The sequence below is a fragment of the Acinetobacter sp. genome (assembly GCF_050285345.1).
In the GTDB taxonomy this organism is placed as follows: domain Bacteria; phylum Pseudomonadota; class Gammaproteobacteria; order Pseudomonadales; family Moraxellaceae; genus Acinetobacter.
This window is the reverse complement of sequence record NZ_JBLZXR010000038.1, coordinates 1-10979: the sequence shown is the minus strand read 5'-3', so window position 1 is coordinate 10979 and position 10979 is coordinate 1. Positions and strand designations below refer to the sequence as shown.

At 39.0% G+C, this 10979-nt stretch carries 10 protein-coding genes and 2 pseudogenes; 6 read left to right on the top strand and 6 right to left on the bottom strand.

What is annotated here, in order from left to right; genetic code table 11:
• Positions 1 to 91: 91 nt before the first annotated feature.
• A pseudogene (locus tag ACN6OV_RS03840) lies at positions 92 to 478 on the top strand (helix-turn-helix transcriptional regulator); the annotation flags it as partial.
• Between the two features lie 97 nt (positions 479 to 575).
• Here the strand turns inward: ACN6OV_RS03840 and ACN6OV_RS03835 are convergent.
• On the bottom strand, positions 576 to 1832 hold the full coding sequence (locus ACN6OV_RS03835) for a hypothetical protein (RefSeq protein ID WP_427949780.1): 1257 nt from the start codon (positions 1830 to 1832) through the stop codon (positions 576 to 578).
• 210 nt (positions 1833 to 2042) lie between these two features.
• The gene (locus ACN6OV_RS03830) at positions 2043 to 2522 is read right to left on the bottom strand and encodes a copper resistance protein NlpE (RefSeq protein ID WP_427949778.1); all 480 of its coding nucleotides are present in this window, start codon (positions 2520 to 2522) and stop codon (positions 2043 to 2045) included.
• A 301-nt stretch (positions 2523 to 2823) separates the two neighbouring features.
• Between ACN6OV_RS03830 and ACN6OV_RS03825 the strand changes: the two genes are divergently transcribed.
• Positions 2824 to 3411: a 1-acyl-sn-glycerol-3-phosphate acyltransferase gene (locus ACN6OV_RS03825; RefSeq protein ID WP_427949776.1), complete on the top strand. Its 588-nt coding sequence runs from the start codon at positions 2824 to 2826 to the stop codon at positions 3409 to 3411.
• A gap of 210 nt (positions 3412 to 3621) precedes the next feature.
• Here ACN6OV_RS03825 and ACN6OV_RS03820 read toward each other — a convergent pair whose 3' ends face one another.
• The 4 genes and pseudogenes from ACN6OV_RS03820 to mrdA all read right to left on the bottom strand — a co-directional run bounded on the left by ACN6OV_RS03820 (position 3622) and on the right by mrdA (position 7701).
• The gene (locus ACN6OV_RS03820; RefSeq protein WP_427949775.1) at positions 3622 to 3951 is read right to left on the bottom strand and encodes a UPF0164 family protein; all 330 of its coding nucleotides are present in this window, start codon (positions 3949 to 3951) and stop codon (positions 3622 to 3624) included.
• A 154-nt stretch (positions 3952 to 4105) separates the two neighbouring features.
• Positions 4106 to 4931 (bottom strand): annotated as a pseudogene (locus ACN6OV_RS03815) (sulfite exporter TauE/SafE family protein).
• Between the two features lie 157 nt (positions 4932 to 5088).
• Complete coding sequence (rsmD, locus tag ACN6OV_RS03810) at positions 5089 to 5643, bottom strand: 16S rRNA (guanine(966)-N(2))-methyltransferase RsmD (RefSeq protein ID WP_427949773.1); 555 nt, start codon at positions 5641 to 5643, stop codon at positions 5089 to 5091.
• A 3-nt stretch (positions 5644 to 5646) separates the two neighbouring features.
• Complete coding sequence (mrdA, locus tag ACN6OV_RS03805) at positions 5647 to 7701, bottom strand: penicillin-binding protein 2 (RefSeq protein WP_427949771.1); 2055 nt, start codon at positions 7699 to 7701, stop codon at positions 5647 to 5649.
• A 234-nt stretch (positions 7702 to 7935) separates the two neighbouring features.
• Here mrdA and ACN6OV_RS03800 point away from each other — a divergent pair, with 234 nt between their 5' ends.
• The 4 genes from ACN6OV_RS03800 to ACN6OV_RS03785 all read left to right on the top strand — a co-directional run bounded on the left by ACN6OV_RS03800 (position 7936) and on the right by ACN6OV_RS03785 (position 10861).
• Entirely contained in the window at positions 7936 to 8454 is a 519-nt protein-coding gene (locus ACN6OV_RS03800) for a hypothetical protein (RefSeq protein WP_427949782.1), read from the top strand.
• Between the two features lie 64 nt (positions 8455 to 8518).
• Entirely contained in the window at positions 8519 to 9835 is a 1317-nt protein-coding gene (locus ACN6OV_RS03795) for a hypothetical protein (protein ID WP_427949770.1), read from the top strand.
• A 74-nt stretch (positions 9836 to 9909) separates the two neighbouring features.
• Entirely contained in the window at positions 9910 to 10569 is a 660-nt protein-coding gene (gene adk / locus ACN6OV_RS03790; protein WP_427949768.1) for an adenylate kinase, read from the top strand.
• 85 nt (positions 10570 to 10654) lie between these two features.
• Entirely contained in the window at positions 10655 to 10861 is a 207-nt protein-coding gene (locus ACN6OV_RS03785; RefSeq protein WP_427949767.1) for a hypothetical protein, read from the top strand.
• Positions 10862 to 10979: the final 118 nt, after the last annotated feature.

Below are 10979 nucleotides of genomic sequence, written 5' to 3'. Positions count from 1 at the left end.
TTTCTATGACTTTATCTTTAAAATCTTTTGAATATCCCATATCTCTATTGTTCTATAGTTTTTAGGATTTGGCTATAGCGAAACCTCAAGAGAAATAGGCGGGGTTCTAGCGTTACGAGATCAAAAAGGACAGCAGCTGATGTTGACTGTCGTTCCATTTAAAAAATTGAAAGAAATGCAGCAACTGGCAGAAGCTCGGCATCAAGTTGCTTTATTTCTGACAGACAGAAATCAGTATTATTCATTATCTAAAGCCTATTTACAGCAATCTTATCAGCTTTCTAAGCGTGAATTTGATTTGTGTGAGTTTTTAATTAATGGATATAAATTAGAAGAAATTGCTAGGAAATGTGGAATTACTTTAAGCTCAGTGCGGACCTATTTTAAAAATATTTATGAAAAAACTGGCTGTACCTCACAAATTGAACTGATGCATTTATTAATGGGGTGTACGATTTATTTTGAACATGTTTATTGAAATAAAATCATGAAAAAAAGAAAGTGAATCGCTAATAGATAAAAAAATGACCTTGGAAATCCAAGGTCATTTTGTGGGAAACTGTACAAGTACGATTTTATTTTTTGGCAAAAATTACAGGTACATTAACTTCACCAGTTTCTTCGTCTTTATATGTAATTGTTAATGAATTACCGTTTAAAAGAAGGCCAAATTTATCTCTTGTATATTGACCATGATCAAAATCTCCCCATGTATCCACAAGTCCGGCACAGCCAGAAGTTTCTGTAGTAATGGTCATCGCTTGGATAAAATCTTGTCCGAAGTTGTATGTTCCTGATTCTATACCTGGGCTCGCACATTCATCATTTTCTGTAGAAAGGGTCATAAATGATTTGTCGCTGGCTAAATTGACCACCAAGCCCTCAGTAACCCAAGTTCCTACGACACTATTGGCTTTATTTTCAGCTTTTTTAAACGTATGGGTACTTTCACCTTCTTTAAGAATCAAAGTATCTTTTGTTACCCCATACGCTAAAGTAAAGTTTTCTTGTGGATGAGAAAGTCCCCATTCTCCGTTTGTATCAATTTCAAACTCTGGGTGGTTAAGCGGACGGCTTAATTGACCAGTGGTTGGATTCCAGTGCATCTTGCCTTTTTCAATACCTGACTGACCTACGTCATCAGATGGAGCGGTTTCACCAAGAATGAAATTAAATACGTGTTCGTCAGATAAAGTGATATTGTCATCTATATAAAGAATAACTTTACTGTTATCGGTTTTATCTTCTAGAACCCATGCACCTGCATTGTCTTTAATAAAGTTATAGAAAAAGTTGTTTTTAGCATCTTCTTCAGAAACTAAAACTAGTTTTAAGTCTTCTAGAACTTTTTTTAGTGTTGAATCTGCAACAAAAGATACTGTAGGTAGACTTAAATTTAGAGTCTTATCTGCCAATGCCTCAATTGCATCATTGCTAATGGCGATACCATTGCTGTGGTCTTGATCTTTGTCTAGAGATTGTAACAAAATCAGTAAATTGGTTCGAATATTCTCATCTTCAGATAGCTCTATCGGGGTGATATGGGCTTGTGCTGTAGTCGTACCGAGTTCGATATTGCCAAGATAAAAGGTGACAGAATCGCCAGCTTTGTATTCAAATTCACCTCGTTCATTGGTAAAACCTTTAACACCGCTAGAAGTTTCATAACGAACATTACCTACAGGACCGTCAGTCAGTACGCCAGTTTGTAGGTTGGATGTAGGTGGGTTGCCGTCAGATGGACCACCGTTAGAAGAATCGTTATCAGAAGAACCGCCGCCACAAGCTGCTAATAGGCAGGATAAGCTGATGGCAAGCAAAGTTTTTTTCATGGTATACCCCTTGTTATTTCTATCACTAAGACAAGTATGTGTTTTTGTGTAAATGGATTTTATGGGGAAGTTGATGCATTTGAATATCCTCAAATTGGGAGGATGAATAAAAATTATTTCACTATATGTTGTATCTTATTGGCTGATGACACCAATCTAAAAATCCCTGCAATATGCAGGGATTTTTTATAGCTTAGATTTAGATGAGCTTTAGTCCAGTTTCTTCAGCAATTGGAAATTTAACTCAGGCATATCAAGTTTTTGGCCCTTATCTCCGCGTAACTCAATGAAGTTTTCACCAATAAAATAAATGCGATGATCACCTTCGGCATCTAATTGAATCATATTGGGTTGATCTGGCAGAAATTTAAAAATACCTTTGACTTTGTTTTCGCTATTTGTAGGTTTGCCTAGGAACTTTTGAGTCAATTCAAAAGTATTATCCAATTTTAATTCCAGTTCAGTTTCAATGCCTTTACAATCGTGGCAGGGCAGTATGCCTTTATATTCACCGGGCCAGTCCAATGAATTTTCAGTGTTATCACCGGTCGGCACAGCATTTTCCGAAGCCGCATCTGTATTGGCAATCACATTATTGTCAGGTGGGGTCATATTTTCAGAATCACTGGTTTTAGAGCAGCTCGCCAATGTTGCACTGACAATACATAAAGCAAAGATTATTTTTTTCACAAGATTCACCAAGCTGGCTAATTTGTATGTTTAGCTTGGCTTTAAATAAAAAACAAAAATAGTCATTTCATGTAAATTCTTGTTTGTATCATTTTTTTTGAGTATTTTAATTACTTTGGAATGCACTGTAGAGAGATCACTTATAATTTAAATAATCTCATATATGATTGATCCTTATGTCTAAAATAAATACTAAAGGACATTTATATATTAATTGAATAATAAATAAACAATATAGGCTTTTATATTATTTTTTCATTGTTAAACTCTGCGCGACTCAAGAAATAGTGCGGTGCAATTTGTGTTTGAAAAAACAGCGGAAAAAAGTCTGAATCTGATGGGGTGGCAAATTGATAATCATTGGGATTTAAATATTAACCAGTGCGTCATGATTGCGGCACCACACACGAGTAATTGGGATGCACTGTATGCTCGACTTGCGCTTAAGGCTTTAGGCGTTAATGTCCGTATTACCATTAAAGATAGTTATATGAAACTTCCATTTGGTCCTTTTGTTCGGGCAATGGGAGGGATTGGGATTGATCGTCGTCCGAAACAAGCTGGCGAACCGCGTCCGAGTATGGTTGAGCTCATGTCGGGTTTATTTAAAGAGCATCCTAAGTTGGTGATGCTTGTGACTCCTGAAGGTACACGTGCTAAACAGGAAAATTGGAAAACCGGTTTTTATCATGTGGCCATGAATGCGGGTGTGCCGATTGCATTGGCTTATATGGATTATGCCAATAAGAAAACCGGCGTGGGTAAGATTATTTATCCTACTGGAGATTATGAAAAGGATATGGCGGAAATTATGGAATTTTACGCCCAAATTCATGCAAAATTTCCTGAGAAATTTAGCGTAGATACACGTTATTTTGAAAAGAACTAATTCATAAAAAGGACAGCAATGACTGTAATGCTGATCAGTTAAGGAAATTCGGGTTATTTATTACCCTAAATTTCCTTATATTTGGATTTAAAGTGAGCTAAATTTACGTCTTACTGACCTTATTTTTAACTTTTAAATCCTTAACTGACTGGCATTACAGCAATGACTGTCCTTTTTTATTGGTTTTTGAATAGCGTGCTGTATTTATGCTTAATCATTAAAATCTGGATGAATGCCCCCCAAGTTCTGACATGCAGATTTGTAAATAATATATTGCTGGTCAATCACTTCAGCAAGAGGAATAGTAAATAGCTTTTCACCCTCTTTATAACTATCAATATAGGAAACTACTTTTTGTTTACTTGATGCCAGTTTTTGTTCATGAAAACTATTAATTGAACTATGTGCCATATGGGCACTTTCAATATTGTTACACTGAAAATGTGAAAGGAGTTTTTCGGCTTTTTTTATTTCATTGGATGTGCCAAACATACAACCGCTCAGCAGGGTTACACTCGCGAGCAGGATGAGCTTATTCATGGTTTTATTTTAAGTAAAATAGAGGTGCATTATTCTATAAACTTTTGCATAAAAAATTAATCTCTTTTTTATGATTTGGCAAAAAATTATTTAAATGTGAGATACATCATTATTTATAAGTGGGTTGTTAGGTATTTTAAATATTTTGGCCTAGTTATGTCGTAATAAGGCTCATTACAACGAGAAAACAGCCTGAGCTAAATAATAAACCTAAGACGATACGTTTAAATTGTCGTTCTGATATTTTATAAAATAATCGTGCACCAAATATGACTGGGAAAGCCATAATGACCAGTAAGACGGCAAGATAAGGTAAATGTTGTTTTTGAATAAGACCTTGGATCAGGTAGTTCACGAGTGTTACAAGTTGTATAGCGAAATTAAAATGACGCAATATGTAGCGTTGTTCGCTTTTGGATTGGTTTTTAACATTAACCATGCCGAAGGGACTGCACCACAAAAACCACCTAAAATCCCAGCAATATAGCCAATGATTGAATCTGCGAATTTCCCAGATTTTTGAATAAAATTGAATTTAGGGTTAAAAAGTAGAATTGGGCACCAAAAGACCAAAAATCCACCTAAGACCAATTTAAAGGTGTCTTGATTAATACTGTCGAGTAAGTATAGCTAAATTCTAAAAATATCAGCACGTAAAAATACCTGTAAAATTTTATTCTTTAAGGTCTTTGGTGTACTGAAGAGTTAAGTAATCAGCTATAGGTGCCGAGGGGTACACCTAAGATCCCTGCAATTAAATAAGGCAGAATGATTTTTTTATTGATTTGAATGGTTTTGCGTTCAGAAGAAAGAGAAATAAAATGACTATAGACCGAAGCGCAAACGACCAATGGTGCGGCGATTTGTGCCGGTAAAATCCACACCCAAAATGACATGGCAATCAGCGCAAATGCAAAACCAGTTAACCCTTGTACGAAACCTGCACAGAGTGCACCAAGAATAAAAATCAGCCAAGTCATTCAGTAGAAGCAGTGAAAGCAGTAAACAGCGAGGAGGCTATTGTAATGAATTTTGTATCAAGTAGCTGCTGTTTCGCAGAAAAGGACTCAAAAAGATAAATTTAAAAATAGAGAAAATCAAAGGACACCTAGGCATCCTTTGATCAGAAAAACTCGATCACAGACTTTTTTGATATAGGCCTGCACGTACGGTGCCTGCTTTGGTTTGCTTGATCTGTTTCCATGTCATTGGAAGTTTTATCTGAGACAAATCTCGATCTGCTTCTACATAGATTAAACCATTTTCAGCAATCAACGGATCTGCTAATTCTGCCAACTCTTGCCATAAATCGAGGCTGTAGGGGGGATCTAAAAATACCAAGTCAAATTGTTCTTTTAGACTCGGCAAAGCTTGTTGTGCCGTCATATTTTTTAACTGAACTTGCTGTTTACTGACTCGTAACAGCTCAAGATTATCCGTTAAAAACTTTGCTTGAGTCCGATCTGGCTCAATTAAGACTGCTTGTGCGGCACCGCGAGATAAGGCCTCGAATGCCAGCGCACCTGAGCCTGTGCACAGGTCAAGCACTTTGGCATTTTGTACATCCCACATCAGCCAGTTAAATAGAGTTTCACGTACACGGTCGGGTGTCGGTCTAAGTCCATCAATATTGGCAAAAGGTAGTTGTCGACGTTTCCACTCACCACCAATGATTCTTAATTGATTTTTCACAGATTATTCTCCATCGGATGTGGTTGCAGAACTCGCAGCGCGGGTTTGTGCTGTGTTTGTAGAGGCCGCAGGTTGAGTGGATTGTGTTGGGGTAGTCGCTTGTTGCTGATTCGGGTTGGCATTTGGATCGGCAGTTAAGATGTTAGAACCACTTGGTAATTCACCCGGTTTGATCCCAGCGGTCATCAAGCCACCACTAATTTGATGACCCTCAGGGCGAATCGGATTCTTTTTACGTTTCAGTAACCAATAGTCAAACATTGGTTTCGCAATTTGTGCTGCTGAACCGCCATGACGACCATTTTCCCAAACTACGGCAATTGCAATTTCAGGTTGTTCTGCAGGCGCAAAACCAACAAATAAACCATGGTCCAACTGACGTTCAGTTAACAGCGCTTCGTTATAGCGCTTACCTTGGGCAATACTTTTTACCTGTGCCGTACCGGTTTTCCCTGCAATTTGATACATCGGTGTACGAATACCACGGCCTGTACCGGTTTGTACCACATCGACCATGGCATCACGCATTTTGATCCAATCATCTGGTTTGCCATTAAACTCAATACGGCCATTGGGCGCATTATGAACTTTATGAACTTTTGAACCTTTACTTTCACGCAGTACGTGAGGGGTGACATGTGAGCCTTGGTTGGCGGTAATAGCTGTCGCCATTGCAAGTTGTAATGGTGTTGCGGTGAAGGCTCCTTGACCAATACTAACTGAAATGGTTTCACCTTTGAGCCAGTTCGATTTGCGTGTACGGAGTTTCCATTCTGGGTTTGGATACAGACCAGTACTTTCACTTGGCAAATCGACCCCAGTTTTTTCACCAAAACCAAACTGACGCATCCATGTGTTCATTTTATCAATGCCCATGCGGTAAGACAGGACATAGAAATAAGTATCACAAGACACCACTTGTGCTTTATGCAAATTGACAGAACCATGTCCAGATTTTTTATGGTCACGGAAACGGTGACTATCGCCCGGTAAAGTAAAATAGCCCGGGTCAGAAATTGCTGTGCTCCAATCTACCAAACCATAATGAATACCGCCTAAACCAAACATCGGTTTGATGGTTGAACCGGGTGGGTAAGCCCCTTGTACTGCACGGTTATATAAAGGTTGATCTAAACTGTCGCGTAGTTCTGAATAATTTTTATTACTGATCCCAGTGACGAAGAGGTTGGGGTTGAAACTTGGACTTGAGACAAGGGCCAGAATTTCACCTGTACGTGGGTCAATTGCAACAATCGCACCGCGTCGCCCTGCCAATTGCTCAGAAGCAACCATTTGTAAACCATAATCCAGTGAAAGATATAGGTCATTACCTCGAACAGGGTCTTTACGACCTAAATGGCGTAATATATTACCAAAGGCATCGGCTTCGACCGACTCATTACCGGGCACACCGTGTAACAACTCTTCATAGGATTTTTCCACCCCGATCTTACCAATCAGGTTGGAGCCGGCATACAAATCTTTATCAATTGATTTCAATTCTTTGTCATTAATGCGCCCCACATAACCAATCACATGAGCAAAAAGCTCACCATGTGGGTAATAGCGTGTCATTTGAGTCTCTATGTTGACACCCGGAAATTGATATTTCACTTCACTAAAACGTGCGATATCGTTTTCATTCAAATTTAACTTAAGCGAAACACGCTCAGTTTTTTTTGAGGTCTTAATCCGTGATTTAAAACGTTGAATGTCTTCATCGGTGAGTTCGAGTAAAGGCGTCAAACGACGAACCGTATCATCAATATCTTCGACATCAGCACGGCTCATGGTGGCAGAGAAAACTGGGTAGTTATCTGCAAGCAATACCCCATTACGGTCATAGATATAACCACGCGAAGGTGCTAAAGGTTGGAGACGGATACGGTTTTGATCAGCGGCTGTAGAAAATTGTTGATAACTATTGATCTGTAAATAAGCATAACGTGCGATCAGTAACAGCATAAAGACAGAAACGATCCCCATCGAAATCATGACACGATTACGATAAATCCGCTTTTCTTGCTGGACATTTTTTAATGGAAAGTGTTGCTTCATACGTGATCGACTTAAGGACAAAGAACTGAAATAACCGAAGGGTTATATTCTAGCGCAACTGACATTTTTTTGATAAAGAAAAACGGTATTGGCTGGAAAGACATTCAAACTTTGACTTTATAGACATTAAAAATATGCGCTGCTGTGTATAACAGTTCATATTATTCTGATACAGTCGGAAAGTATAAAAAAGGAATAATCCAAAAAATAATACTAAGGAAGTTAGTGAAAACAATGAATAAATTTTATCCATTGCTTGCTTTGATGATGCTTGGAAGCATCGCCCATGCCAATGACAACTCTATTTTACCTCAGGCAAAATTAACCCATGAAGGTTATCAACCGTGGAATATCGGTGCGGGATTTACCCAGAAAATTATTCACGTGAATGGTGAATGGGCAAATCCCTATGGTATTGCCTATGCCAAAGCCGGTGTTTTTTTGAACGATGATAAGTCACCTGCGGGTCAAGTTGGCTTTCGTTACCCAGTTCATTTCACGGGTAAGGATAAAAATGGTTATTATATCGGGGCTTATGCAGGACATATCGATTCTAAAAAAGTCGATGGTGATGATGAGGCACGCTTAGGTGCTGGTGTTGACCTTGCCTATGTCATGTTAAGCGCTGAACGTATCAGTACGTTTAGTGTAGGGCTCGGTGCTGGTGAAAAATTAGAAGATAAATCAGGTCATGTGATTGCTGAAACTGAACCGAGACTACAAATCTCATATACTCTAAGTTTCGGTTTATAGTGAAAATAATCAACTTTATTTTATAACCGCACTCATTGAATAAAATTAAATATGGAAGCTATGCATGCTTGAGTACGTGAACGAATTGTGGCAAGCCTTTTTGCAACGACCTGATTTTTGGGCGGTGCTAAGTATTATCCCTGTTACCGCATTCGTTACCTGGGCACACGTTTGGATGGCGCTGAAAATGGTGTTTTACCCAATTACATTTTGGGGATTCCATTTAGGGCCTTTACCTGTGGGCTGGCAGGGGATTGTGCCCAGAAAAGCAGGGCGTATTTCAGGCATTATAACCGACAATACTTTATCTAAATTGGGCTCACTACGTGAATTTTTAGAAGCGATGGACCCCGAAGATATGGCGCGGATCATTGGGGAACAAGTTGGATATGAACTTGAACACCTGATTGATGAAGTCATGATAGAGCGAAATGCGGTGCTTTGGGAAAATTTACCGTATTCGATCAAACGTCGTATTTATGCTCAAGCGCAGAAACAATTACCGGGTACATTAAAAGAACTTGTGACCGAACTGACCATGAACGTCGAGTCACTTGTTGATATGCGTGAAATGGTGGTCAGCCAAATGGAAGCCGATCGACGTCTTATGGTTCGTATGTTCCTCAAAGTCGGTCAAAAAGAAATTAATTTTATTTGGCATATTAGTGCGCTGATCGGGATGTTCTTTGGTATCTTCCAAATGATTGTTTGGTTTGTGGTGCCATGGCATTGGACTGTGCCATTTTGGGCCGCGATATGGGGTTTCCTCACCAACTGGATTGCGATCTGGATGGTCTTTAATCCGATTGAACCGCATCCTATGAAGTATCTGCAATTATTTGAATTAACTAAAGATCGTAAATTCCCTTGGATCAAACCCGTGCTTCCGCGGATTGGCACGTACAATATTCAAGGTGCATTTATGAAACGCCAAGAAGAAGTCTCAGATGTCTTCGCAAGTGTAGTCACGGAAGACCTAATTACGTTAAAATCGATTATGACCGAAATGATGTATGGCGGGAAAAAAGATAAAACTCGTCGCATCGTGAAACGTCATATTAATGAAATTATGGAAACTCCGCTGGTTCGTACATCATTACAGTTATCTTTAGGTCCAAAAGAGTACGCAAAACTCAAGACAGACTTGATCGATCGCTCAATTGAAATTACGATGGTGCCTGTATGCGACCCTGCATTTAATGCGAGCCGTGCACAGAAAATCTTTCAAATGTTTAGAGACCGGATTCGTGAGCTCACGCCTAAAGAATTTCAAAATCTATTACGTCCTGCATTTCAGGAAGACGAATGGATTTTAATTGTCTTGGGTGGAGTGACCGGTTTTATCGCGGGTACAATACATTTGTTTGTGGCTTTCTTATAATGAGATGCCGGGGGACACAGTCAATCACTGTGGTCGTGGCGTCATACAAATTGTTTAAATGAGGATGTTTTTTTATGCGCATTATTTTACTCGGACCACCTGGAGCAGGTAAAGGTACACAAGCTCAGTTGATCTGTAAGCGCTACGATATCCCACAAATTTCAACCGGTGATATGCTCCGTGCTGCGATTCGTGAAGGTACTGAATTAGGTTTACAAGCTAAAAACGTCATGGACAATGGCGGTCTTGTATCTGATGAGCTCATTATTGGTCTTGTGAAAGAACGTATTGCTCAACCTGATTGCATCAACGGCTGCATTTTCGATGGTTTCCCGCGTACGATTCCTCAAGCTGAAGCGCTTGAAAATGAAGGTATCAATATCGATCACGTGATTGAAATTGAAGTGCCTGATGAAGAAATCGTTCAACGTCTTTCAGGTCGTCGTCAACACCCAGCTTCTGGCCGTGTTTACCACATCGTTTACAACCCACCAAAAGTGGAAGGTAAAGATGATGAAACTGGCGAAGATCTTGTTCAACGTCCAGATGATCAAGAAGCAACGATTCGTAAGCGTTTAGGTTCTTACCACGCTGAAACTGAGCAACTTGTTGGTTTCTATCAAGGTCGCGCAGCATCTGGTGAAAATGCACCAACGTATAATAAATTAAATGGTTTACGTCCAATTGAACAAGTTCAAACAGATTTGTTTGCAATTCTAGACCAGTCTAAATAATTCATTTCTGAATTTTTGACAATCAAGGAGTCCTACTGCATAGTGGGGCTCCTTTTTTAATGTGTGTATGCAGGACGATCTGATCATGAAGATTGCTTTGGTTGTAATGGTGATCGTCGCGATTGCGGTATTGTTGGGTTTATTGTATGTGAGCTTTAAAATGTTGCGTAAGGCGCAAGCTGAAGAGGTTCAGCAGGGTAAAGCTACATCGAAACAATATCAGCTGCATCCTAAATTAAAACAAGAATTAGAAAAAAAGCAGCAACAAGAGAATCAAAATAAACCTGATTAATCTTGATTTGATTTTAGTGAAACTCGATTCGTGTTGTAAATGATTTCGCGAATCTCAACTTTCTAAACTCTTGAAATAAAAAGGACATAACACAATTTAGATTTCGACTAAGAAAACT

Coding starts and splice junctions, on each gene's coding strand:
- ACN6OV_RS03835 (WP_427949780.1), bottom strand. CDS start 1,832: ATGAAAAAAACTTTGCTTGCCATCAGCTTATCCTGCCTATTAGCAGCT.
- ACN6OV_RS03820 (WP_427949775.1), bottom strand. CDS start 3,951: ATGAATAAGCTCATCCTGCTCGCGAGTGTAACCCTGCTGAGCGGTTGT.
- mrdA (WP_427949771.1), bottom strand. CDS start 7,701: ATGAAGCAACACTTTCCATTAAAAAATGTCCAGCAAGAAAAGCGGATT.
- ACN6OV_RS03800 (WP_427949782.1), top strand. CDS start 7,936: ATGAATAAATTTTATCCATTGCTTGCTTTGATGATGCTTGGAAGCATC.
- ACN6OV_RS03795 (WP_427949770.1), top strand. CDS start 8,519: ATGCTTGAGTACGTGAACGAATTGTGGCAAGCCTTTTTGCAACGACCT.
- adk (WP_427949768.1), top strand. CDS start 9,910: ATGCGCATTATTTTACTCGGACCACCTGGAGCAGGTAAAGGTACACAA.
- ACN6OV_RS03785 (WP_427949767.1), top strand. CDS start 10,655: ATGAAGATTGCTTTGGTTGTAATGGTGATCGTCGCGATTGCGGTATTG.